The sequence below is a fragment of the Lactococcus lactis genome (genome assembly GCF_029023865.1).
Taxonomy (GTDB): domain Bacteria; phylum Bacillota; class Bacilli; order Lactobacillales; family Streptococcaceae; genus Lactococcus; species Lactococcus lactis.
In genome coordinates, this window is the sequence record NZ_CP118969.1 from 38,760 (window position 1) to 60,707 (window position 21,948).

At 35.9% G+C, this 21,948-nt stretch carries 30 protein-coding genes and 1 tRNA gene; 17 read left to right on the top strand and 14 right to left on the bottom strand.

Translation table 11 applies throughout. The annotated features are described in order from the left end of the window. Positions 1 to 133: 133 nt before the first annotated feature. The 10 genes from PYW37_RS00215 to PYW37_RS00260 form a co-directional block, all read right to left on the bottom strand. Entirely contained in the window at positions 134 to 1,768 is a 1,635-nt protein-coding gene (locus PYW37_RS00215; protein ID WP_025017036.1) for a DNA primase family protein, read from the bottom strand. A gap of 10 nt (positions 1,769 to 1,778) precedes the next feature. After that, a complete protein-coding gene (locus tag PYW37_RS00220; protein ID WP_025017037.1) occupies positions 1,779 to 2,573 on the bottom strand; it encodes a bifunctional DNA primase/polymerase in 795 nt (264 codons plus the stop codon). Positions 2,574 to 2,681: 108 nt separating this feature from the next. Next, complete coding sequence (locus tag PYW37_RS00225) at positions 2,682 to 3,011, bottom strand: hypothetical protein (RefSeq protein WP_025017038.1); 330 nt, start codon at positions 3,009 to 3,011, stop codon at positions 2,682 to 2,684. Then, positions 3,008 to 3,262 carry a hypothetical protein gene (locus PYW37_RS00230; RefSeq protein WP_025017039.1) on the bottom strand — a complete coding sequence of 85 codons (255 nt, stop codon included), beginning with the start codon at positions 3,260 to 3,262 and terminating at the stop codon, positions 3,008 to 3,010. The genes PYW37_RS00225 and PYW37_RS00230 overlap by 4 nt, the downstream gene beginning before the upstream one ends. Next, the gene (locus tag PYW37_RS00235) at positions 3,259 to 3,498 is read right to left on the bottom strand and encodes a hypothetical protein (RefSeq protein ID WP_025017040.1); all 240 of its coding nucleotides are present in this window, start codon (positions 3,496 to 3,498) and stop codon (positions 3,259 to 3,261) included. Before PYW37_RS00235 ends, PYW37_RS00230 begins: the two co-directional genes overlap by 4 nt. Positions 3,499 to 3,535: 37 nt before the next feature. Continuing rightward, positions 3,536 to 3,817, bottom strand: coding sequence for a hypothetical protein (locus PYW37_RS00240; RefSeq protein ID WP_025017041.1), 282 nt, complete (start codon positions 3,815 to 3,817; stop codon positions 3,536 to 3,538). A gap of 11 nt (positions 3,818 to 3,828) precedes the next feature. Beyond that, on the bottom strand, positions 3,829 to 4,254 hold the full coding sequence (locus PYW37_RS00245; protein ID WP_025017042.1) for a hypothetical protein: 426 nt from the start codon (positions 4,252 to 4,254) through the stop codon (positions 3,829 to 3,831). A 4-nt stretch (positions 4,255 to 4,258) separates the two neighbouring features. Further along, positions 4,259 to 4,453 (bottom strand): DUF1655 domain-containing protein, encoded by a 195-nt coding sequence (locus PYW37_RS00250; RefSeq protein WP_025017043.1) that lies wholly within the window; start codon positions 4,451 to 4,453, stop codon positions 4,259 to 4,261. 117 nt (positions 4,454 to 4,570) lie between these two features. Beyond that, positions 4,571 to 4,819, bottom strand: a complete 249-nt coding sequence (locus PYW37_RS00255; protein WP_032943524.1) for a hypothetical protein — start codon at positions 4,817 to 4,819, stop codon at positions 4,571 to 4,573. 3 nt (positions 4,820 to 4,822) lie between these two features. Continuing rightward, positions 4,823 to 5,020, bottom strand: coding sequence for a hypothetical protein (locus PYW37_RS00260; RefSeq protein WP_025017044.1), 198 nt, complete (start codon positions 5,018 to 5,020; stop codon positions 4,823 to 4,825). 260 nt (positions 5,021 to 5,280) lie between these two features. On the opposite strand from PYW37_RS00260, the gene PYW37_RS00265 reads away from it, so the two are divergent. From PYW37_RS00265 to PYW37_RS00320, 12 genes are all read left to right on the top strand, one after another. Then, positions 5,281 to 5,667: a helix-turn-helix domain-containing protein gene (locus tag PYW37_RS00265; protein WP_003132198.1), complete on the top strand. Its 387-nt coding sequence runs from the start codon at positions 5,281 to 5,283 to the stop codon at positions 5,665 to 5,667. A gap of 9 nt (positions 5,668 to 5,676) precedes the next feature. After that, the gene (locus PYW37_RS00270) at positions 5,677 to 6,231 is read left to right on the top strand and encodes a hypothetical protein (protein WP_044009737.1); all 555 of its coding nucleotides are present in this window, start codon (positions 5,677 to 5,679) and stop codon (positions 6,229 to 6,231) included. 110 nt (positions 6,232 to 6,341) lie between these two features. Then, positions 6,342 to 6,572 carry a hypothetical protein gene (locus PYW37_RS00275; protein ID WP_003132204.1) on the top strand — a complete coding sequence of 77 codons (231 nt, stop codon included), beginning with the start codon at positions 6,342 to 6,344 and terminating at the stop codon, positions 6,570 to 6,572. 72 nt (positions 6,573 to 6,644) lie between these two features. Then, on the top strand, positions 6,645 to 6,839 hold the full coding sequence (locus tag PYW37_RS00280) for a hypothetical protein (RefSeq protein ID WP_003132205.1): 195 nt from the start codon (positions 6,645 to 6,647) through the stop codon (positions 6,837 to 6,839). Positions 6,840 to 6,990: 151 nt separating this feature from the next. After that, complete coding sequence (locus PYW37_RS00285) at positions 6,991 to 7,233, top strand: hypothetical protein (protein ID WP_010905057.1); 243 nt, start codon at positions 6,991 to 6,993, stop codon at positions 7,231 to 7,233. Positions 7,234 to 7,368: 135 nt separating this feature from the next. Then, positions 7,369 to 7,593, top strand: a complete 225-nt coding sequence (locus PYW37_RS00290) for a DUF6440 family protein (protein WP_010905058.1) — start codon at positions 7,369 to 7,371, stop codon at positions 7,591 to 7,593. Between the two features lie 589 nt (positions 7,594 to 8,182). Beyond that, on the top strand, positions 8,183 to 8,509 hold the full coding sequence (locus tag PYW37_RS00295; protein ID WP_011834160.1) for a hypothetical protein: 327 nt from the start codon (positions 8,183 to 8,185) through the stop codon (positions 8,507 to 8,509). A 733-nt stretch (positions 8,510 to 9,242) separates the two neighbouring features. Further along, positions 9,243 to 9,407, top strand: a complete 165-nt coding sequence (locus tag PYW37_RS00300) for a bacteriocin (RefSeq protein ID WP_010905061.1) — start codon at positions 9,243 to 9,245, stop codon at positions 9,405 to 9,407. A gap of 121 nt (positions 9,408 to 9,528) precedes the next feature. Next, positions 9,529 to 9,834 carry a bacteriocin immunity family protein gene (locus PYW37_RS00305; RefSeq protein ID WP_010905062.1) on the top strand — a complete coding sequence of 102 codons (306 nt, stop codon included), beginning with the start codon at positions 9,529 to 9,531 and terminating at the stop codon, positions 9,832 to 9,834. 249 nt (positions 9,835 to 10,083) lie between these two features. After that, on the top strand, positions 10,084 to 11,268 hold the full coding sequence (locus PYW37_RS00310) for a tyrosine-type recombinase/integrase (RefSeq protein WP_014570326.1): 1,185 nt from the start codon (positions 10,084 to 10,086) through the stop codon (positions 11,266 to 11,268). 451 nt (positions 11,269 to 11,719) lie between these two features. After that, positions 11,720 to 12,169, top strand: coding sequence for a GNAT family N-acetyltransferase (locus tag PYW37_RS00315; protein ID WP_023189465.1), 450 nt, complete (start codon positions 11,720 to 11,722; stop codon positions 12,167 to 12,169). A 76-nt stretch (positions 12,170 to 12,245) separates the two neighbouring features. Next, positions 12,246 to 12,488, top strand: coding sequence for a TM2 domain-containing protein (locus PYW37_RS00320; protein WP_023189466.1), 243 nt, complete (start codon positions 12,246 to 12,248; stop codon positions 12,486 to 12,488). 73 nt (positions 12,489 to 12,561) lie between these two features. On the opposite strand, the gene PYW37_RS00325 is transcribed toward PYW37_RS00320, so the two are convergent. Then, complete coding sequence (locus tag PYW37_RS00325; RefSeq protein ID WP_017863946.1) at positions 12,562 to 14,190, bottom strand: SulP family inorganic anion transporter; 1,629 nt, start codon at positions 14,188 to 14,190, stop codon at positions 12,562 to 12,564. Positions 14,191 to 14,399: 209 nt separating this feature from the next. Between PYW37_RS00325 and PYW37_RS00330 the strand changes: the two genes are divergently transcribed. The 5 genes from PYW37_RS00330 (at position 14,400) to PYW37_RS00350 (ending at position 17,702) form a co-directional block, all read left to right on the top strand. Beyond that, positions 14,400 to 14,921 (top strand): GNAT family N-acetyltransferase, encoded by a 522-nt coding sequence (locus tag PYW37_RS00330; protein ID WP_021723185.1) that lies wholly within the window; start codon positions 14,400 to 14,402, stop codon positions 14,919 to 14,921. Positions 14,922 to 15,162: 241 nt separating this feature from the next. Beyond that, positions 15,163 to 15,235: transfer RNA gene (locus tag PYW37_RS00335), tRNA-Lys, on the top strand. A gap of 150 nt (positions 15,236 to 15,385) precedes the next feature. Then, on the top strand, positions 15,386 to 16,561 hold the full coding sequence (locus tag PYW37_RS00340; protein WP_012896922.1) for a pyridoxal phosphate-dependent aminotransferase: 1,176 nt from the start codon (positions 15,386 to 15,388) through the stop codon (positions 16,559 to 16,561). Between the two features lie 98 nt (positions 16,562 to 16,659). Beyond that, complete coding sequence (gene recO / locus PYW37_RS00345) at positions 16,660 to 17,415, top strand: DNA repair protein RecO (protein WP_025017045.1); 756 nt, start codon at positions 16,660 to 16,662, stop codon at positions 17,413 to 17,415. Between the two features lie 113 nt (positions 17,416 to 17,528). Next, complete coding sequence (locus PYW37_RS00350) at positions 17,529 to 17,702, top strand: helix-turn-helix domain-containing protein (RefSeq protein WP_021214949.1); 174 nt, start codon at positions 17,529 to 17,531, stop codon at positions 17,700 to 17,702. A gap of 70 nt (positions 17,703 to 17,772) precedes the next feature. Here the strand turns inward: PYW37_RS00350 and lpdA are convergent, their stop codons facing one another. The 3 genes from lpdA to PYW37_RS00365 form a co-directional block, all read right to left on the bottom strand. Continuing rightward, positions 17,773 to 19,191, bottom strand: coding sequence for a dihydrolipoyl dehydrogenase (lpdA, locus tag PYW37_RS00355; protein WP_023189469.1), 1,419 nt, complete (start codon positions 19,189 to 19,191; stop codon positions 17,773 to 17,775). Positions 19,192 to 19,383: 192 nt separating this feature from the next. Beyond that, positions 19,384 to 20,973 carry a 2-oxo acid dehydrogenase subunit E2 gene (locus PYW37_RS00360; RefSeq protein ID WP_023189470.1) on the bottom strand — a complete coding sequence of 530 codons (1,590 nt, stop codon included), beginning with the start codon at positions 20,971 to 20,973 and terminating at the stop codon, positions 19,384 to 19,386. Next, positions 20,966 to 21,946 (bottom strand): alpha-ketoacid dehydrogenase subunit beta, encoded by a 981-nt coding sequence (locus tag PYW37_RS00365; protein WP_010905076.1) that lies wholly within the window; start codon positions 21,944 to 21,946, stop codon positions 20,966 to 20,968. Before PYW37_RS00365 ends, PYW37_RS00360 begins: the two co-directional genes overlap by 8 nt. Positions 21,947 to 21,948: the final 2 nt, after the last annotated feature.

The following is a 21,948-nucleotide window of genomic DNA, read 5'->3' on the forward strand; positions in this document are numbered from 1 at the left end:
TATTTTCCTTTTTCTATATAATTCCTAGCGAAGTAGGAAAAGTACGGTATCACGGTAACAACACTCCATAAATAGCTTAACCACGCAGTTTTAATTGTTACCACCGACGGTAACACGTTACCGAACTACGGTATCATTTTCGCTTTTTCTTGCGTTGATAACCTTTTGACAGTCGTTTGTGCTTATCGTCGTCCCAATGAAAGAGCCGTCTAAAAAGTTCGTACTCCTCTGCTCGGTGCAAATCTACGGCTCGATTAAAACCTGCGGTATGTGGTCTTTGAGTTGTTTTTTCCCATTCCTTTTTAATGTGGTCAGGTAATTTAAGCTCAAACTCTCGCTTAGTAAATGGCTTCACTCCCTCATCTTCGCACCATGCACGATATAAGGCACTTAGAAAAGTAGTCGGTAGAAAATCACTAACAAATTCCTCAAACATATCATTTACAAAAGCCAATACATTGTCATTGCTGATTTTGAAGTCATCTAATAGCCCTTGTGTGGCTTTTGGTTCGTCAAACTTCTCAAAGTTAAGCGATAAAGCGATTTTAAGGACATACTCTAAAACGTCTTTGCGTTTAATATAATCATCCTTTATTTTCCAATCGTCATTATCTGCGGTAAAAGACTTTTCAAAAGGCACGATAAGCAAACGTCTGTATGTTCCATTTGACTTATTTCTAAACTTTGGCAAGAAGTTAGTGGATTGTATAACCAGCTTATTAAATACTGCTAAGGTGGGTTGCTTTCCTTTCGCTTCAATCGGTACTGGGTCGCCAGTCACTACTGAAAAGTAATTTCCTGCGTTGTCTAAGTAACTGACTTGGCTGTCATCTCCAATAATACAAGTTTTGCCAACGACTTGGGAAAGGGCGAACCGTTCCGCAAATTGTTCAGCTTTGACACTTGCGACGTTCTCACGTCCGATTAAGTTCATGATGAGACTTTGAAAAGTCCCTTTGCCGTCATTTCCTTTACCGACGAGCCAAACGCCTTTACGATAGGAGTAATTGCCGTTGGTACTTGCGGAAATAATCTGCCATAAAAGGCTGACAAGCTCTTCATCTCCACTCATTAAATCATTGAGCCAGTCATCTACGTTCCAACCGTTAATATTGGGTACTTTAGCTTTTGCGTTGTACTTGGTCGCAATGGTTGACGTAAAGACGTATTTAGGACTGAATGGCTCTAATTGCTGGGTTTTCTTATTGAAAATACCGTTCGCTACTGGGATAAGATGAGCCTCTGCAGTCTGCTGTTTTACTTCTGATAAAGTTTCAAGTTTGAATAATACTTCTTTTGACCGTGCTTGACTGTATGACGGCTCTAGCCAATAAATGAGCCGATGAAAGAAGTTCTCATTTGTTTCATATATGCCTAGTTCAGGGTTATAAACGCCTAACAGTCCGCTTTGGTGGTCTAATTTGATGACTTTGAGCGTTTTATAGATGATTATAGCCGTATCTAAGGGACTTAGTGACTTGGGTGCGTTGCCGTCCTCTTTAGGTGTGCTTAAAAATAAGTTACGGTGTTCAAAGAATAGTTTTCTAACCGCTCTAAGCGTTTGAGTATTTGCTTTGACATAGTCAGGGCTATTGATGATTTCTTTTTCTTGTTCCAGCCAGTCTTTTAAGCATTCCTGATAACCTGTGACATTAATGACTTTTTTGCCGTCTTCGCCATAATCTGTGAAGTCCTCTATTTTAGGTTTTGGACTTCTTACGTTTTCCTGTGGCGTTTCTGCCACAAGTTTTTCTAATTGGTCTGTCATGACTTCCTTTCTATTTCATCTTGAATACACTTTTCCAAATAGTTGCCAGCTCGTCATCAGGTAAGGGCGGACTGGTTCGATTGTTAAAGGTTCGCAATAAGTCCATACAGCTATTATTATCAATGCCGATTTTTCTCCAGTAGTGAAGTATTCGATTTGTATCGTTGTTTCGGTTGCCTTTTCGTGCGCCTTGGTTGAATAACTCCCACATTTCAGCGCCATAAGTTCGGCTACTTGTGCCAGTTGTTGCGCGTGCCTGTGGTCGTTGTATCATTTCAAGTAACCAATCAGGACAATCGCAAAGACTATCGAAAGTTAAAGGCTCGTTAGTTTCTGTATCATTCAAAGGGATATAATCGCCGTCTGTCCGTTTGCTCGGATATATGGGTGTGAAGTGTGTCTTTATCTCTACACCGTCCGCTAGTTCACTGACAACCGGCTGACTGAATAGCTCTTTCGGAACTTTAAAGAAAACATGCAAGCCGTTGCCTGTGGGTGTCTTTTCAACATAGGTACTTAATATTTCCCCCTCGCTGTGTTCATTCCACAACCGACTGAATACAACTCTGCCATTCTGTCCGTTTTGGTGCTGGTCTAAGTCAATACAAATCAAACCGCTGTTTCTAAGATTAATCATGATATTGCGGTTCGGTATTTCATCAAACCACGCGCTCACTGTGATTTCGTCAAGAGTTCCACTTGAAGTTCCTTTTATAACAGCTCTCTCGCTTTTCCCTGCAGGATAACCAGCGATAACAGAAAAGCCACGACTAATACAGTTTAGGGCTTGTTCTTTGGGTGTCAATGGTCAACCTCCAGTCTATACTCGCATTCATCACAAATTTGCCGTTCTTGATAAGGGATAATCTCATTTTCTTTAAGAGGTTTACCACATAAATAACAATTCACTTTGTTAGTCCTCCTTAAAAAGTTGGTCAATCCAATCAAGTTCTGCAAGGGTGTAGCCGTTGACTGCGTTATTAATCGCAATGCCCGTCCGTTGTTTCTTGATAATTCCAGCTCTGCGTTCTTCCTCATTAGTTGGGATAAAATAGCCGTTATCAATTGAACCAATGGCGCAACCTTGCTTGTGGAGGTACTCAATTCTGCTTTGAAGTGTTCTAAAATCAATATCAAGCGCTTGTGCTAAAATCTTGCCTTTGACAGCTCGTTCAATTCCTCGATGTTCAGCAAGAAATTTAATAATGTTTTGTTCAATTTTTTGTAATTCGCTTAATTTCATTTTTTAGTTTCCTTTATTTGTACTTTCATGCCAGCCAGTTGCTTGCCTAAAATCGGCACTGATTGCGTGCATAAGTTGCTTTTCACTCCACTAGGTAAGTTTATGCTTGTGCTAGCTTCAAACTGCTGTATTAAGTCATATTTAACCGCTTGTGCATTGTAAATTATCTTAAATGGGTGTTTGCCTATCGGTCTAAAACTATTCTGTCCGTGCCGTTTTATAGCCGTGTAGCCTTGGTGGTGTTCTATCATTTCGCTACCTCATCAAATAAGCTGATTTCTCCGCCCTCTTTTTCGCCCTCAAATCGGATACCATGCTTATATTTACGAACTTTAAAAGAATAATCAACGGTGCCTGTATTGGCGTTTAACGGGTCTAATTTTTCAATCTGCTTGTCTATCAGCTCTGAATGATAGGCTTTTAAGTTTTGCATGCCTACGCTATCAATTCCAGCCACATAAGGGCAAATTTTAACAATATTTTGCATTTTCTTATAATCCTTTTTTGCCTTGCCTGACAAGTTGCTAAGTATCTATGATGATGAACTTACATATATCATCAATCAGATAGTAAATAAGTGAAGTCTTATATTTTGGCTTATAGCGATTCAATCCGTGCTTTTCCCAATTATCAAGTGTGCCGTCTGATATATCCAAGTCTTCCATGACACGCTTTTTAGAGATATAAGGTAATACCCGCTTTTCATTTCTGATTTTGAGTTGTGTGGCAAGATGTTCATTAAATAAATGAATGACTTCATCAACTAAGCCACGCGCCACAAGGGTTGTTAGTGTGTCTTCATTCACGGCTTACCTCCTTATTTATCCCAAGAAGTCCAGTTTTTCTTTTCCTCTGCCATTCCTGCTTCGTACATTCTACGAGTTACCAAAGAATGAAATTCACGGCTTTGTCTTACCTCGCTTCCGCCTGATATATCTTTAATAGCCTGATTTTTTACGGTGTTATAGAGTTGCAAATAATTTTCAAATTCTTCGGTTTCTTTTTCAAGCCATTTTGTAGGTTTGTGAGCTTTTTTACCACGATTAAATCCTACGCTGTAAGCGGTCATTAACGCTTGATAGATATCGTATTTTTCCAATTTCAAGCCGTCTCGTTCTTCAAGCCAGTTAAGAGAGAAAAATAAATCTTCAAATACTGGGTTAAATTCTGTAAAGCTACATTCTTTTGCGACTGCCTGCTCGATTTCTGCACGTACATTCAATTTTTCGTCTGTTATTGCCATTTTCTTACGCCTTAACCATTTCTACTTGGATATCATTTTCTAAAGTTGTGAAAGTTACTACTGATTGACCGTCAAACAAGCGGTAGACATACTCATTAAGCTGGATAAAATGGCGTGCCTTGGCTTTTAATAAGTCCATGAGTTCAAAGGCTACGGTGTCATCTAAGATATAAGTTTCTTTGTTCGCTGTATTATTCATTTTGTTTTTATTCTCCAATTTGTTATAATTAGAGGTAGAAAGCGCGTGTTTTTCACGTTTTGCTACTCTAATTTTGATAAAAAGCTGTCATCGGTCACCAAACTTTCAGACGGCTTTTTAATTTGCTAAAAATTGTTTTATTTCATGAAACGCCATGCCTATTTCTAACAGTAAGATAATGCTGTCAGTATAGCGCCTGAGCGTTTCTTTTTGTTCTGCGGTTAATTTATCGCCCGACTGTTTAAAGCTCGTCAGACTGCGATATTTTCCGCTTGTCGTAAGTTGTACGAGTAAATCAAGAATGATTTTGTGATAGTACGGTTTCGACTGTTTGCTTTGCATGATTGCGGTGTCTAGTTTGTTCATAGGCTAGCAATTTTCAGCAATAGCGGAAACAACGGCATTGAAAACCTTATTTTTAACTTCTTGAGGTTCATTATCTCGTGTTAGACTTTGAGCAGTCTTTTCGGTTACTCCTAAGACTTTCGCAAGGTCTTTCTTTGTCATGAGCTTGTCAGCCTGAACTCGTCGCAAGGCTTTTTTCATTTCTGGGGTTAGTAGTGGCACTTTTTACCTTCTTTCTTTTTTTTGTTTTACTTCTTTAGATATTTTCCTTTGACATTTATTATCTAAAAAGGTAAAATATAAGCATAATTAAAAGAGCAATCAACGAACTTATAAACCTGCTGGGGAGCTAGTTAAAAGAAGTCTTTGCTTTTTTGTTGAATAACTTAACTGAAAACTATTTTACTCTACAAGATAATAAAAGTCAAGTGTTTTTATCTAGAAAAGTAAAATAATTTTCGTGTTATGCTTGAAAGGCTGACATGACTATATTTGAAAGAGTACAAGAACTATCTAGAAAACAGGGGAAAACATTACAAAAAGTAGCTAATGACCTAGGGTTTGGCGACAACTATTTGTATACGTTAAAAAAACAAAAACCGAAAGCTGACAACCTTGAAAAACTAGCCGACTACTTCCATGTATCGGTTGACTATTTACTAGGACGTGCTGAAGCTAAACCAGTCAACGAACCGATAGACTTGGCGGAAGTCGCAAACTCTGATGATGACGCTATTTTTGACAGTATTCTAAGTGCTGGTGGTCGCCCTTTGACCGAAAAAGACAAAGCTATGATTAAATTAGTTTTTGCTGACCGTTGGGAAGAATTGCAACAAAAAGCTAAAGACTTGAAAGATAGTGAAAAATGAGGGCGTTAAATGAATCAAGAAGAATTGACCGCTCTTATAGTAATCAAGATTGAAAACTTAGGCATAGATTACAGAACATTTGAATATGATAATCAAAGAGCTTGGATAGATACAAGGCTTTGTATTGGCGGTTATAACCCAAATTTAGCTACGCCTTTTGACCATGCTCACGAGTATATGCACGCTTACTACGAAGATGATAGACGGCTAGGCGAATGTGATACGTTAAGCCCTACGGAAAAAAGAGCCAACAAAGAAGCTATTTTAATGCTTTGGGATTGGTTCATACAAAATGGCGGTAACTTTGATGATATAACACAGTTTTGTGAGATAACTGGTTGCCACTATGACGCCACTAAAAGACTGATAACATCAATGTGTTGCGATACAACTACAAAGAACTTTCGTGAGTGCGCCATTGATTACGTTAGCCATTTTGACATTATCACGCGCGACACGTTAAATATATACAACTTCTTAGACTTTTACGGCTATCATCACAACGCTTATGACGAGGCGCGTGCGTTGCTGTATGAGCTGTGCTGGTTTGAGTTGGTGGGGTAAAGTAATGAGAAGAAAAAAGAAAAAACCAGTTAAAAAGTTTGTTGTATTACAAGCTATAGGAGATATTCTTTTAAGTCTAATAGGTTTTTGAAAAACCAAGGAGATAAAATATGAAAAATATTGTGGATGAATTAAAAAAAGAACAAAAAATAAATCTACTTCTATTTGTTGTTCTTAATCTATTGTTTATTTTTATAGTGAAAACAAATTTTGTATATATGATAGCTTTAAATATTGCTTTAATCACTAATATTTTTATAAAACATATTAATAAATTTGCGAAAATAGCACTATATACCATAAGTTTTATATTATTCGTTTTGAGTATTGTTGCCTTTTGATTGATAATGAACATTAACTTGTTGATGAAAGACGCACACACAAGCTATTACTAATATTGTAAAGGAGGAAACATGAAACTATCGGACTACTTAAAGAGTATTGATAACTTAGATGAAAAAATGGAAAAGGCTGTAATTATAGCTGGGTATGAGAAAATGTTTGGAGAACACTACAGACTACCACAAGAACAGTTTGCTGACCTGATGGAATTACCTTTGCCAAAATTAAGAAGAGTTATTCATGAAATGAAAAAAGCAATAGATTAGAACTTTAATAGTGCTAAAGTCTATATAGCTGTGAACCTTAACATTTTTTAACATGCTAACAAATGCTAAGGTTCAAATCTATAAAACAAATCCTAAATTTTAGGAATGCAAAACAAAAAGCGCTTGAGCGCACGCGAAAGAGGAAAATAAAGTGGACAATATTACGAACGAATCAGATAACCTTATTCAAATTTTTAGTCATAACCCATTAGCACTTATCTCATGTATTATATTGGGTATTGGCCTTCTATTTACTTTTGCTAGTAGACAGTTTATTTTAGTTAGAGTGCTTTTAGGAAATGTAAGTTTTATTAAACAACGAATTCTTGGAGTTATTTTTGGAATAGTTGGTGCCTTATTACTTCTTTTTGCAACAGGTAACTTGAATCTTTAATAAAACAAATCACTTGCTCAGCTAATTTTATATAAATATATATCGGCAAAGAGACTTTGATTTGAGAAAAAGAGGTGTGAATATAGTACAACACTTTTTCATCTCGTGTTGTGTCTTGGAACGAAGCGGAAAGGAATGATTATAACAATGATAACAAAAAAAGAGATAAAAGATCGCTTTGAAAGAACTTCTGGAGGTATTTTAAGCGGTGTAGAAATAATTACTGATAAAAATACTGGCGTACAATATATGGTGGTTAATAAAGATTCTGACGGTTGTGGAATAACACCGTTGATAGACAAGAATGGCAAACCACTGTTAGCTAAACCAGATTCTGAATCGCATTTTGATTTATATTAGTATATAAACTCTAGATAAATTTTGGGATTATACCCTGATAAGTCAATTTCGTGCCAACATTCGCCAACAATTAACAAGTGTACTTTTAGGTACGCTTGTTCAGTATGATACTGACAGCATGTAAATTTTGTATGTTGCTAGAATTTGCTGTGTATTTGTAACTACGGAGCTATAACATTTTTGTTTTGAATGGGTACACCTCAAAGTTACCCCTGACCGACGTGATGTCGGTATAGCTTTGTCTAGTGTTGATAACCTCCACAACTTTGAGGGCGTTAAAATCTTTACAACCTGAACCGCTATCAGTTTGCTTACATTTTGCAATGGGCTTTGTGGTTGTCGTTTGGTTGCGGAATGGTTGACGGCTTCCCCATTTATATGGGGAATAACTACATGTAAATTTTGTATGTTGTTCATACCCTACGTGATGTCGGTATAGCTTTCTGCCACAAGTGGCAAAAACGAAAATTTCGTTGTTGTTATTAAGGGGTCGTGATTCGCGACTTGCTAGGGAGGAACGAATCGGTCCCCCCTTTTTTAGGGTCTCCAAAATCTCACTATATTATACAGAAAGAAGTTATATTATTTTATGGAAGTAAAATATAAAAACAAATCAGTCGAAGTATGGGAAATTAGTAAAACAAATGAACAACCTGATTGGGTTAAGCAAGCGTTTAAAGAGAATTATCTTTCTTGGTATGATGATAGATTAAAAATCCTTTTAACTGGTATAAATCCAACAGCTAAAAGAAATATTAAATTGGGAATAATGAACGGTATTTTGAGCGTTGGACAAGGCTTTGGTGGAACTTATGCAATGGGAAATATAGGCGATTTTTTAGATATAACAAACGGTAGGGTAATTTCTAAAAAATATTTTATTAAACACTACTACATTAAAATAGATGATGAGTAAAGTTTATTGGTTTCACTTTTTTCGGAAACCAATAATAGGATATGAACATTTTTGTACAAATCTCTATAGGTTCACTCTAAACGCATAACAGCCAATTTTGCCGACGTTAGCAATAATGAACAAGTAAAAATTTCTTACTAGTTGGATCTAACCCATAAAATAAAACAAGCGTATTTTCACGCGAAAAAAATGGCTTAATAAAGCTGTTTATCAGATATTTTCTATCAAATCACTCGTATTTTCTAGCGTAAATGGTTTAATTCGGAAAATAAAAAAAGCGCCCTAGTTTGAAATAGGACGCTCAGTGCAAAACTTTAGAAAAAGTTTATGTTTGGAATAAATAGATTATACAACATATTCTATAATTTGTACATTAAAAAGCCACTCGAAAGAGTAGCTTAATACTTGAAAGTAATGACATCTCAAAATCATTATATTTTTTATTCTACACCTTTTTGTATTTGGTTTCAAATTAATAAATAGAGACATGGTTGTTACAAGTTTTATATGCAACTACCTGAGGTCGCATTTTACGACTATTGCCACAATCTAATTAGGACAAGTAACTTTTTACTTTACCTCAACTATCGGAAATTTACGAAAGTTCATATCTGTGAGAATGAAAGGTATGAATATATTTTTTAATTCATATCATCCGTGAAGGAGTATTTCAAACTCCCCAATATAATCAAAGTGGTTTATATCCACTATAAACTTAGAAAGAATTTACACCATGAAAAAAGACGACGTTATCAAACTATCAGACGGACAAATAGCCACAATTGTTACTGGCGACGAATCTACAACTTTGCAAAATTGTTATATTGTTCGGCTCGAAAATGAAGATATAAGAGTGGTTGATAGAAAAACTCTAACGCTTGCGGAATCATTGAAATAATAGTCGTTTATAACAAATTCCCCCTTTTTCCACCAATTCCATAAGTAAATTATTGAATCTTTTTTACTTAACCCCAATACGTGCAAACCTGAACCACGTTAAAAGCTGATAGGAGGTATTTATGGCAGACAATGATAAAACATCTCAAATAAAATTAGATTTTTTAAATACACTTTATAATCTTATCCTTAGTGAGGATATAAAAGAAGAAGAACGTAGAGTGCTGACTAAAGCAAAGAATCTAGTAGAAAAAGGAGAGTATATTCCCAATGTCATCAGACGTATGCAGACAAATTTTACGTTGGATGCCATAAATAGTAACTTATCTCCAAGTGTGAGTGAGTTTTATAGTACATTGCCTAAAATACTTGCAGAGATTCTACCAGCATTTCCAGGTACTGGCTCTAGTTTAGGGATTCCTCTCTAATTATCTTGTTACCCTTGATACCTTACTGTTACTCTTCTTTTAGAGAAAGGTAACAGTATAAACCCTTGATATAACTACCTTTATAATACTTTGTTACTCTTGTTACCGTAAATAATACTATATCAGTTGAGAATTTAATAACTCTATAAACTAATAAACCAGTTAACTAAATATCTCTAATAAAAATATTTCTCAATCCTCGTACATGCCTTGCCTGACATTAGTACAAAATGGAAAGGAAGAAATAATATGAATATTAAAGAATATACAAAAAAAGACGGTACAAAGGTGTACCGCGCTAATGTTTATCTGGGGGTTGATTCTCTAACTGGTAAGCAAGTGAGAAAAGTTATAACGGCTAAATCTGAAAAGATGTGTAATACAAAAATAAGTAGAGCTATTAATGAGTTTGAAAAGAACGGCCAAACAGTCAGAAAAGTAAGTGTAGATGATTTTAAAGATATTGCCATGCTGTGGTTTGATAGTTATAAGCTAGGGGTAAAACCTCGAACAGTTCAAATCATGCAGACACGCTTAAATAATTATGTTTTGCCAGCTCTTGGAGAGTATAGAATAGATAAAGTAAATTCTATTATTCTTCAGCAAATTGTTAATCAATGGATGATTAATGCTAGTCAACCATTAAATGGGGCTTACCACAGACCAAAAGGAAAAGGCAAAGACTTCAAAATATACTTTAATATCGTTGAGCGTATTTTTAAGCATGCCTTATCTCTTGGGCTAGTTAAAGATAACCCTTGTGTTAATGTTATTGTACCAAAAGTAAGACTTGAAAGCACCGAAAAGAAAGTAAAACATCTTACAGCGGAGCAACTGAAAATATTTTTTGAGTATATTGGAGCACTACCCAAAGAGAAATATACTAATGAGCTGATGACTGGACTTTGTCGTTTGCTTGTTGCCTCCGGTTTGCGTATTGGGGAAGCTGTGGCCTTGTCATGGTCTGATATTGACTTTAAGACAGGTTCTGTGTCTGTCAGTAAAACAACGCTTAGAGCGGTCATACAATCAACCCCAAAGACTGACAAAAGTAATAGGATTGTTTTAATAGACAGCAAAGCAGTAGAAGTTTTAAAGCATTGGGAACTATTTCAAGCGAAATACTTCATGAGTATTGGAAAGGGAAAGCAAGAACTGGTATTTCCCAACCGAACAGGAGGGGTGTTGGACTATCAGACAATGAGGCCATTCTTAATAAAATGGTTGAGAGCCTGCCAGCTACCACAAGTTGGATTTCATGGTTTTAGACATTCTCATGCTAGCCTTCTACTTAATGCTGATGTTCCCTATAAAGAGATACAAGAACGCTTAGGACACGCAAGCATAAAAATGACTATGGACACATACAGCCACCTTGAATCTGACAATAAAATAAAAGCAGTTGAACGCTTTGAATCAATTGCAAATTTCTAGTAAAAAAATGCTACTCGTAATAAATCTCGTAATAAATTTAGCTTTTTTAAAAAACAAAATCTCTACAACGTAGATATACCAGTATTTAACGAGGTTTTTCTTATTACACATACGGCATTCAATCAGTGTTTTTTTGTGTATCAAAAATTAGACAAATCAATAATAAATCTAGGCTACGGGACTATATAGTTAAATAGAACGGCTTTAGAGCTTTAGATTTGTTTTTGCATTTATTTGTTAACAATTTTTGTTAATTTATTCGTTGGATAATTTTTGTAGAATAAAGATACCTCAAATGTGTAGACCTTACACGAATAATAAAAGGTCAGTCTAACTTTGTTTGTACCTAGATATGTACTTCAAACTATCTTTCGATTTTGAAAGCCCATAGTTTAACTTCTATGAGTTTTTTGTTTGTAAAAGGATATGAATCTAAAAGGAGTAAAGATTTATGCTGATTAGAAATTATGAATCAAAAGATTTAGATGAAGTTATTAATCTGTTTAAAAACACTATTTTTGAAATAAATATTTCTGATTATACTTTGGAACAGGTTAAAGCTTGGGTTGACGTTGACACAGAGTTATTTGATGATAATCTTGGCAAAACCTACGCCAGAGTCATTTCTAATCATGAGCAGTTAGTAGGATTTGGTAACATTGATGATAAAGGATATATTGATTTATTTTATGTCAGTGCAGATTATCAAAGGCAGGGAGTAGGGCAAAAACTTCTAAATGATCTAGAAAAAAGTTCGAATTATACTAGCTTTATGGTTAATTCATCTATTACTACTAAGCCCTTCTTTGAAAAAATGGGCTATAAAGAAACAAAAAAGAACTGTGTACACTTGCGAAGGCAAAATTTTGTTAACTTTACTTTAAAAAAAGTTGTTGAATAAAGTTGATTTTATTTAACAACTTAAAATAACGTGCAGGCACTGAGCCACGTAAAAAGCTGATAGGAGTATTGTTATTATGGCAACGAAAACAGTTAACAAACATTTGTTTGTATGGTTAGGAAGTTTTCTATTTGGGGGATTTGGGGTTGACCGTTTTATGCGAGGACAAATTGGAGTGGGAATTTGTAAATTGTTATTCAACTGGGCTACTTTTGGAATTTGGTCTTTTGTTGATTGGATTGTAGCCTTGGTCAAGGCTTATAGTACTTACAACGATACTGAAGATATTACATTTATTAATGGTGGATATTCTAGATAAAAGCTCATCTATTTGAGTTCTTTCTCAAATTTCTTTTAGGAGTTTATAAATAAAAAATAGACCAATTATTGGCCTATTTTTTATTTATTTTATCAACTAAATCTAAAAGGAATTCATTGACACTTGGGTAAATGGCTTCTTCACCAACCATGCTAATAAGTCCAGTTCTCTTAAATGATTCTTTTAATTTAGGATTCATTGAGGCGAAGACGATTTGGCGTTCTTCCTTATGAAAAATACTGTAAATATCAATCAATAGTTTTATAGAAGTGACGTCAATCATTGGTACACCTCTTAGAGAAAGAACAACATTAGTATTTGCTGGAAGTTCATCAATTGCTTGTTTTAACTTGCTACTATTTAAAAAGAAAAGCGGGCCAGAGATATAAATAACTGTCCAATCAGTAAATACTTCATGATGATTTTGACTGATTCGTTCGGGTTCAATTTGTGAACTATTAATCTCAATTTGGGAAATTTTTACGATAAAGAGTAAGAAACCAACAATGATTCCTGCTAATATTGCAGTACTTAAATCGAAAATAACAGTGATAATCATCGTTACAAAAAATTCGATGATTCCACTTTTTAATTTATTTTTGAATAAGAAACGAATGGCTTCCCACTCGTTCATTCTTACGGCGGTCATGATAAGAACACCAGCAAGGGCACTTAGTGGAATATGAGTCATAAATGGTGCAAATAGAAACATTGAGAGGAGAAGAATAAGGGCGTGAATAATACCAGTTAAGCGAGTTTGAGCACCTGCTTTTATAGCTACACTTGTTCGAGCAATTGCGGCTGTTGCTGGAATTCCTCCGAAAAAGGGAATGAAAATATTTCCGATTCCTTGAGCAACGAGTTCTTGGTTATTGTCCATTGGGTGATTGGTTGCACGGCCTGCTGAGGCACCACAAAGGAGACTTTCGGTCATTCCAAGTACGGTAATGCTTATGGCTGGGATAAGTAGAGTTTTCATATCTTGAAGATTCAATTCAGTCAAACGTAGATGAGCTTGGGGAATAAGGGTGGTTGGAATTTTTCCTACTAAAGGAATATCTAGTTTTAGAGCAAGGACTGCTAAAGTTGACAGAAGGATAGCCAACAATGAAGCTGGGAATTTTTTACCCCATGATTTAGGATAGAAAATCATTAATAAGATTGTTAAAAGTCCAATAATTGTTGAAGGATAATCAATGTGTAAGCCAGAGATAAATTTCATTAAATCAAAAAAAGAACCTGTAAAATGTTCTATTCCGAAAAAGTTTTTAATTTGTCCGCTGGCAATGATGATGGCAATACCAGAAGTAAAACCTGTTATTACTGGTGAGGGAATAAGTGAAATTAAATTTCCTAAACGGAAAATACCAGCGAGTAATAGAAAGATTCCTGCCATAAAAGTAGCAATAAATATTCCATTCATTCCGTATTTACCAATGAGTGAAATTAAAATAGCCGCCATTGCTCCTGTTGGACCAGAAATTTGATAGAAAGCTCCAGAAAGTGAGCTAATAATTATACCTGCAACAATGGCTGTTATAAGTCCGGCTGCGGCTGTTGTACCACTTGATACACCGAAGGCAAGGGCTAGAGGGAGGGCAACGGCGGCTACAGTAATTCCTGCCATCAAATCTTGTAAGAATTTTCGTCGGTTGTAGTCTTTGAATTCTGAGTTAATAATACATAAAAATTGTTTAATCATAATAATTCCTTTAATTTTTTATCACAATATTCTATGATAACAGAGATGAGTAATCATATCAAATAATTATCGGAATCGAAATGAAATCAAGATTAGGTAAATTTCTTGTAATTAAAAAACCAGAAAATAAATTTTTTACTAATATCTAATGAAAAATAGAAGAATAACTGCTAAAATGATGATAGAGATTTTATTAGGAGAGGAAGATAATGATAATTAAAACAATAAATTTGGAAAACTATAAAGAAGTTACTGAACTTATTCGTGAATCTTTTAGTCAGTCAGAACATGGTTATGGTAATGAGGCTGAACTTGTTGATAAAATTCGTAATGAAGAAGGTTATATCAAAGATTTGGAAATTGTTGCTTTTGAAGATGGTAAAATCGTTGGTCACGGTCTTTTGAGTGAGGTAGAGATAGTAAGTGACTCACAAAAATTCAAAGGTTTGGTCTTAGCTCCTCTTGATGTTTTAACTACTTACCAAGGTAAAGGAATTGGGGCAGCAGTATTATTGGAACTTGAAAAAAGAGCAAAAATTTTGGATTATCCGTTTATTAGTATTTTAGGTCATGAAACTTATTATCCTAAGTTTGGTTATGTACCAGCAAGTCAATATCAAATCAAAGCACCTTTTGAAGTTTCTGATGAGAACTTTATGATTAAAGAATTAACTGACGGTGGCTTAGAAGGAAAATCAGGAGTAATTCACTACTCAGAAGCCTTTAACTAAGTAACAATTGAGTTTAAAACTCTTTGTTAGTAACTCTATATTTAAGACTTAAATAATAAAAATTCTTGCATTTTGGTCTATAAATCGGTATAATAAGCTAGTAAGTTGGCCCGGTAGCTCAGTTGGCTTGAAGCACTGCTTCAAGGTTGCGGATAGAAAAATTGCGAAGCAATTTATCATTACTACCACAGAATTTTAGAATTCTAGAAGTGGTCACAAAATATTCAACTTTTTATAAGTTGGCCCGGTAGCTCAGTTGGTAGAGCAGTAGACTCTTAATCTATGGGTCCAGGGTTCGAGCCCCTGCCGAGCCATAAATAGTAAAAGCACTCTAAATTTTTAAAAGTTTAGAGTGCTTTTTTTACTGACAGAAATCTGTCAGTAAAGTAAATAGTCTGAAAATAGTGTATAATATTGTCAAAAGATTTCTGTCAGTAGAACAGGATGTAAGTAGAGGATGTTTTATGGATTTATTAAAAAAATTTAACCCTAATTTAGATAAAATTGAAATTTCATTGATTCGTCAGTTTGACCAACAGGTTTCATCTATTCCTGATATTATTAAGTTGACTTTGGGAGAACCTGATTTTTATACGCCTGAGCATGTTAAACAAGCAGGGATTGCGGCGATTGAAAATAATCAAAGTCATTATACTGGAATGGCTGGTTTACTAGAACTACGTCAGGCAGCTAGTGAATTTATGAATAAAAAATATGGTTTATCTTATGCAGCAGAAGATGAAATTTTAGTTACTGTTGGAGTAACGGAAGCCATTTCTAGTGTTTTGTTATCAATTTTGGTTGCTGGTGATGAAGTTTTGATTCCCGCGCCTGCATATCCTGGTTATGAGCCATTAATTACGCTTGCTGGCGGTTCTTTGGTTGAAATTGATACAAGAGCTAATGATTTTGTTCTTACGCCTGAGATGCTTGAACAAGCGATTGTCGAGCGTGAGGGAAAAGTTAAGGCCGTTATTTTGAATTATCCAGCAAATCCTACAGGGGTAACTTATAATCGGGGGCAAATTAAGGCTTTAGCTGAAGTTTTGAAAAAGCATGAAGTATTTGTGATTGCTGATGAAGTTTATTCTGAACTAAATTATACTGACCAACCGCATGTGTCAATTGCTGAATATGCACCTGAGCAAACAATCGTACTTAATGGTTTATCAAAATCGCATGCGATGACTGGTTGGCGGATTGGATTAATCTTTGCAGCGCGTGAATTAGTGGCACAGATTATTAAGACTCACCAATATTTGGTGACTTCGGCTTCAACTCAGTCACAGTTTGCAGCGATTGAAGCTTTGAAAAATGGTGCTGATGATGCTCTTCCGATGAAAAAAGAATATCTTAAACGTCGTGATTATATTATTGAAAAGATGTCAGACCTTGGTTTCAAAATTATTGAACCAGATGGAGCTTTCTACATTTTTGCAAAAATTCCAGCTGATTTAGAACAAGATTCATTCAAATTTGCTGTGGATTTTGCAAAAGAAAATGCAGTTGCCATTATTCCTGGTATCGCTTTTGGTCAGTACGGTGAAGGATTTGTCCGCTTATCTTATGCGGCTTCAATGGATATGATTGAGCAAGCAATGGCAAGATTGACGGATTATGTGACTAAAAAACGTGGCTGAGCAATCTGTCAGTAAAATTAAAAATCATTGATAACAGTTAGAAGAGTTGTCAGTGATTTTTTTGATATAATGAAATAAAATATCGAAAGGAGAAAATCATGCGTGATGCCGAAACTCAAGGTCTAGTGCTTTACAGTCGTAATTACAAAGAAAAAGATAAATTGGTCAAAATTTTTACAGAGTCTTTTGGTAAACGGATGTTTTTTGTCAAAAATTTTGGAAAATCGCCTTATGCTAGTTCCTTACAAGCTTTTACTGATGGAAAATTGACGGCAACGATTAATGACGGGGGATTTTCTTTTATCGAGGATGTCAGTGAAGTGGTCGTTTATAAAAATATTAGTTCAGATATTTTCATCAATGCTCATGCTTCTTATATCATAAGTTTGGCTGATGCGGCCATTTCTGATAATCAATACGACCCAGGGCTTTATGGATTTCTAAAGCGAAGTTTAGAGCTTTTAGATCAAGGATTTGATATGGAAGTCGTGACTAACATTTTTGAATTACAAGTTCTTCATCGTTTTGGGATTTCTTTGAACTTCTCAGAATGTGCATTTTGTCATAAAACCGTTGGACCCTTTGATTTTTCTTATAAATTTAGTGGCTGCCTTTGTCCCCAACATTTTGAAGAAGATTTACGACGGAGTCATCTTGACCCAAATGTGATTTATTTGGTCAATCTTTTTCAAGAAATATCTTTAGATGAACTCAAAAAAATCTCGATAAAAGCAGATATGAAACTAAAAATTCGTCAATTTATTGATGGGCTATATGATGAATATGTCGGAATTCATCTCAAATCCAAAAAATTCTTGGACGGAATGTCTGGTTGGGCAGATATTATGAAATAAATCTGTGGATAAGTCGCTAGAAGTTCTGTCAGTAAATTTATCCACAGTGGAAAACTTAAAATTACTGACAGAAACCTCTAAATATTTCTGTCAGTAAAAAATGAGGATAATTTATGGACTCAAAATCATGGGGAAGAGTTTTTCGTGAAATTCGCGAAATGAAAAATTTGTCATTAGCCAAAGTTGCAGGAGATTATGAGAATTCACCAAATTTTATTACTTCAAAGCAACAAGTTTCACGTTTTGAACTTGGTAAATCTGATATCACACTTACAAAAATTTACTGACAGATTTTCCGTTAGTAAATTTATCCATAGAAAAAATCACTGACAAATCCGTCAGTGATTTTTAATTTTATTAAACGTGAATTGGTAAGCCATCAGCCAATTCAGCTGTATCCATAATCGCTTCACCAAGTGTTGGGTGAGGTTGGATAGTCAATGAAATGTCTTTAGAAGTCAATCCATTTTCAATCGCTAGTGATAAACCAGAAATCAAGTCAGATGCACCAGGGCCAACGATTTGAGCACCGATTAAGGCCCCTTCTTTAGTTTCAGTAATCAAACGTAAGAAACCAGTGGTATCATTCATTGAAATGGCACGGCCATTTGCAGCAAATGGGAACTTAGAAATTTTAACATCTTTACGGTCTTTAACTGATTCAGGCGTTTCTCCAACTGTTGCCAATTCAGTTGTTGTATAAGCTACAGCAGGCAAAGCAACGTGTAAGTCCACGTCGTCCTCAGCTCCAGCAATCGCAGCAGCAGCAACTTTAGCTTGGAAAGAAGCTTTGTGAGCGAGCATTGGACCAGGAACCACATCACCGATTGCATAAATGTGAGGAACATTAGTTGCATAAGAATCATCAACTTCAATCAAACCACGGTCAGTCAATTTAACATCAGTATTGTTCAAGCCGATTAAATCAGTATTTGGACGACGTCCAACAGAAACGAGTAAGTAATCACCAGTCACTGTTTGTTCTTTTCCATCAACCTCAAAAGTCAAAGTTACATCTTTATCAGTTTGAGTAGCTGATTTAGCCATTGCTGAAGTAAAGATTTCAGAACCAGCAGATTTAACGCGATTAGCAATGATATCAGACATTTCTTTATCAAACCCGTTTAAAATGTGGTCCAAACCTTCAACAATTGTAATCTTAGAACCAAGCATACGGTAAGCTCCACCAAGCTCAGAACCAATAACTCCTCCCCCAACAATAATCAAATGTTTAGGAACTTCTGGAAGTGACAAAGCACCAGTAGAGTCAATAATGCGACCACCAAATGGGAAAGAAGGAATTTCGATAGGACGTGAACCAGTTGAGATAATCACATCATTAAATTGCAAAAGTTGGAACCCATCTTCTTGTTCAACATTTATTGTATTGTTATCAATAAATTCTGCAATTCCTTGAATCACGTCAACTTTGTGTTTTTTAAGTAGCATTTTAACGCCACCTGTCAACTGGTTGACAACTTTATCTTGTTTCCATTTTTGGGCAGATTCCCAGTTTAATTTAACATTTCCGACAGAAAGACCAAAAGGATTTTCTCCTTTTTCTTCCTCCAAAGATTCTTGGTAATGATGACCAATATTAATCAATGCTTTTGATGGGATACAACCAATATTTAAACAAACCCCACCAACATTATCTTTTTCAATAATTGTAACTTTTTTACCAAGTTCAGCCGCACGGATGGCTGCAACATAACCACCAGGGCCTGAACCAATAACAACCAAATCAACTTCTGTTGCTTGTGCACCAACAACCATAATATATCCTCTTTCTTGTAAACATTAGTGTCAACTTGAATTTACAATACTGTAAACTAGTTTTTTAAATCTATGACAGAAAGGAACGAAAAAATATTTTTTCGTTCCTTTACTAATAAGACAATTAGCGAGTATCCTCTAGGAGACACGCCTGTAATAAATAGATGCTTTAGCACCATTTATTACAGCCTATTAGATTTCCATAAGCATGAACTCAGGGTCAGCCAATAGAGATTTCAAGTAGTTAAGTGATGTTTGACCCAACATTCCATCAATCAAACGGTGATCATAAGTCATAGACAATTTCATGTTTTGTCCGACAACAATTTCGCCTTCACCATTAACAATTGGTTCTTTAACGATTGAACCCAGTCCTAAAATTACGACATCAGAACCATTAATGATTGGTGTAAACCAAGAACCACGAGCAGATCCAATATTTGAAATTGTAATTGTTGAACCTTGCATTTGTTGAGGTTTAAGTGTTCCTTCTCGTGTAGCAGTAGCTAATTCAGCGATTTCTTTAGCAATCTCAAGAATTGATTTAGTTTCAGCTTCATGAATCACTGGAACGTACAAACCAGTTGGAGCATTTACAGCGATTCCAAGGTTGACATGTTCGTGATAAACAATTTCTTGTTTTTCATAGTCAACAGAAGCATTGATATCTGGGAATTTATGAGCAGTAGTAGCCAAAGCTTTAGCAACATAAGCAAGATAGGTTAATTTAATATCTTGTTTTGCAGCAATTTCTTTAAAGACAGCACGATGTTTCACGAGTTTAGAAACTTCAACTTGGTCAAAGTTTGTTACTGGGGGAATGTGTGTATGTTGAGCAGTCATAACTTTAGAAACAACTTTACGAGTTGGATTCATTGCTTCACGTCGATCACCAGCTCCTGCTTTAACGCTTGGCGCTTTTTCAGCAACAGGAGCAGCTGGTTTATCAGCCTTAGGTGCTGGAGCGGCTTCTGGTGCTGTTTGAGCGATAGGAGCGACACTGCCAGATTCAAAAGCTTTAACATCGGCCAACGTTGTGTGACCGTGACGACCAGTTGCAGGAACTTGACTTAAATCAATACCAGCCTTGCGTGCATAATGACGAACAGAAGGCATCGCAAGAATGTGACCAGTAGAAGTTGTTTTAGTCAATGGAGCATTTGCAGGACTAGCTGCTTTAGGTGCTTCTGCGACTGGAGCAGGACTAGCAGCTGCTGGAGCAGCCCCATTTCCATTGTATTCAATTAAAGGAGCCCCAACTTCTACAGTCGTTCCAGCTTCAACGAAAAGTTTAGTGACTTTTCCAGAATATGGAGAAAGAATTTCTTGCATGAGTTTATCATTTTGAACCTCTGCAACAGGATCATCTTCTTTAATTTCATCTCCAACTTTAACTAACCAGTTGGCGATATCTCCTTCATGCATTCCTTCACCAATATCAGGCATCGTGAAGATTTGAGCTTCTCCAGAAGGTGCATCAGTTGTAGCAGTATCAGAACCAGCTGTTTCTTGAGGAGCAGGAGCAGCTGCAGAAGAGCCTGAACCGTCACCATCAAACTCAACCAAAGGAGAATCAACTTCTACGGTTGTTCCAGCTTCAACGAAAAGTTTTGTTACGGTACCAGAATAAGGAGAGAGAATTTCTTGCATAAGTTTATCATTTTGTACTTCAGCAATTGGGTCATCTTCTTTAACAACATCTCCAACTTTAACTAACCAGTTGGCAATGTCTCCTTCGTGCATTCCTTCGCCAATATCAGGCATTTTAAAAATCTCAGTCATAGTCAACCACCTCTTTAACTTTATTCACAATATCTTCAGCTTTAACTGCCCAGTCATTTTCTGCTTGTGCAAATGGGAAAATTGAGTCAGGACCACTAACACGTCCAATTGGGGCTTTAAGGTTCAAAACAAAACGTTCTGAAATTTCGGCCATGACATTCGCTGCGATACCGGCTGTACGTTGAGCTTCTTGAACAACGACCACACGCCCAGTTTTTTCAACTGTTTTACCAATTGACTCAATATCAAGAGGAGCAACTGTTCTGAGGTCAAGGACTTCAGCTTTAATTCCATCTTTTTCGAGTTGTTCAGCAGCTTTAAGAGCAAGTGGAACTGTTCCACCATAAGCAATGATTGAAACATCAGATCCTTCTTTAGCGACTGCAGCAGTATCAAGTGGTGTAGTATAGTAACCTTCAGGAACTTCACCTTTAAGTGAGCGATAAAGGTGAAGGTTTTCAAGGAAAATAACAGGGTCGTTATTTTCAATTGAAGCCAGCAATAATCCTTTAGCATCAGCTGGATTTGAAGGCATTACAACACGAATTCCGGGGATTTGTGAAAATAGCCCTTCAATTGAATCCGCGTGCATTTCAGGCGTTTTAGTTCCGATTCCATAAGGTGTACGCACGACAATATTATTTGAACGTGTGTTATTAAAACGGTAACGTGTCCGGCTCATTTGTCCAGCAATTGAGTCGAAAACTTCAAAGATAAAGGTTCCGAATTGGATTTCCATAATTGGGTGGAAACCTTGTGTTGCAAGACCAATTGCCATTCCACCAATTCCTGATTCAGCAAGTGGAGTATTGAAAACACGTTCTTCTCCATATTTTGCTTGCAGACCATCAGTAGCACGGAAAACCCCACCATTTTGTCCAACGTCTTCACCAAAAATGAGTGCATCTTTATCTTTTTCAAGCGCCAAATCAAGCGCTTCTGTAATTGCTGCAATATAAGTTTTTACTGCCATTC

Excerpts from the sequence above, each read along its gene's own strand:
- PYW37_RS00245 (WP_025017042.1), bottom strand. The coding sequence starts at position 4,254 with ATGGCAATAACAGACGAAAAATTGAATGTACGTGCAGAAATCGAGCAG.
- PYW37_RS00295 (WP_011834160.1), top strand. The coding sequence starts at position 8,183 with ATGGAAGTAAAATATAAAAACAAATCAGTCGAAGTATGGGAAATTAGT.
- PYW37_RS00215 (WP_025017036.1), bottom strand. The coding sequence starts at position 1,768 with ATGACAGACCAATTAGAAAAACTTGTGGCAGAAACGCCACAGGAAAAC.
- PYW37_RS00325 (WP_017863946.1), bottom strand. The coding sequence starts at position 14,190 with ATGATTAAACAATTTTTATGTATTATTAACTCAGAATTCAAAGACTAC.
- PYW37_RS00225 (WP_025017038.1), bottom strand. The coding sequence starts at position 3,011 with ATGAAATTAAGCGAATTACAAAAAATTGAACAAAACATTATTAAATTT.
- recO (WP_025017045.1), top strand. The coding sequence starts at position 16,660 with ATGCGTGATGCCGAAACTCAAGGTCTAGTGCTTTACAGTCGTAATTAC.
- PYW37_RS00350 (WP_021214949.1), top strand. The coding sequence starts at position 17,529 with ATGGACTCAAAATCATGGGGAAGAGTTTTTCGTGAAATTCGCGAAATG.
- PYW37_RS00255 (WP_032943524.1), bottom strand. The coding sequence starts at position 4,819 with ATGAACAAACTAGACACCGCAATCATGCAAAGCAAACAGTCGAAACCG.
- PYW37_RS00340 (WP_012896922.1), top strand. The coding sequence starts at position 15,386 with ATGGATTTATTAAAAAAATTTAACCCTAATTTAGATAAAATTGAAATT.
- PYW37_RS00330 (WP_021723185.1), top strand. The coding sequence starts at position 14,400 with ATGATAATTAAAACAATAAATTTGGAAAACTATAAAGAAGTTACTGAA.
- PYW37_RS00305 (WP_010905062.1), top strand. The coding sequence starts at position 9,529 with ATGGCAGACAATGATAAAACATCTCAAATAAAATTAGATTTTTTAAAT.
- PYW37_RS00320 (WP_023189466.1), top strand. The coding sequence starts at position 12,246 with ATGGCAACGAAAACAGTTAACAAACATTTGTTTGTATGGTTAGGAAGT.
- PYW37_RS00270 (WP_044009737.1), top strand. The coding sequence starts at position 5,677 with ATGAATCAAGAAGAATTGACCGCTCTTATAGTAATCAAGATTGAAAAC.
- PYW37_RS00300 (WP_010905061.1), top strand. The coding sequence starts at position 9,243 with ATGAAAAAAGACGACGTTATCAAACTATCAGACGGACAAATAGCCACA.
- PYW37_RS00360 (WP_023189470.1), bottom strand. The coding sequence starts at position 20,973 with ATGACTGAGATTTTTAAAATGCCTGATATTGGCGAAGGAATGCACGAA.
- PYW37_RS00310 (WP_014570326.1), top strand. The coding sequence starts at position 10,084 with ATGAATATTAAAGAATATACAAAAAAAGACGGTACAAAGGTGTACCGC.
- PYW37_RS00235 (WP_025017040.1), bottom strand. The coding sequence starts at position 3,498 with ATGCAAAATATTGTTAAAATTTGCCCTTATGTGGCTGGAATTGATAGC.
- PYW37_RS00280 (WP_003132205.1), top strand. The coding sequence starts at position 6,645 with ATGAAACTATCGGACTACTTAAAGAGTATTGATAACTTAGATGAAAAA.
- PYW37_RS00230 (WP_025017039.1), bottom strand. The coding sequence starts at position 3,262 with ATGATAGAACACCACCAAGGCTACACGGCTATAAAACGGCACGGACAG.
- PYW37_RS00265 (WP_003132198.1), top strand. The coding sequence starts at position 5,281 with ATGACTATATTTGAAAGAGTACAAGAACTATCTAGAAAACAGGGGAAA.
- lpdA (WP_023189469.1), bottom strand. The coding sequence starts at position 19,191 with ATGGTTGTTGGTGCACAAGCAACAGAAGTTGATTTGGTTGTTATTGGT.
- PYW37_RS00315 (WP_023189465.1), top strand. The coding sequence starts at position 11,720 with ATGCTGATTAGAAATTATGAATCAAAAGATTTAGATGAAGTTATTAAT.
- PYW37_RS00250 (WP_025017043.1), bottom strand. The coding sequence starts at position 4,453 with ATGAATAATACAGCGAACAAAGAAACTTATATCTTAGATGACACCGTA.
- PYW37_RS00290 (WP_010905058.1), top strand. The coding sequence starts at position 7,369 with ATGATTATAACAATGATAACAAAAAAAGAGATAAAAGATCGCTTTGAA.
- PYW37_RS00275 (WP_003132204.1), top strand. The coding sequence starts at position 6,342 with ATGAAAAATATTGTGGATGAATTAAAAAAAGAACAAAAAATAAATCTA.
- PYW37_RS00365 (WP_010905076.1), bottom strand. The coding sequence starts at position 21,946 with ATGGCAGTAAAAACTTATATTGCAGCAATTACAGAAGCGCTTGATTTG.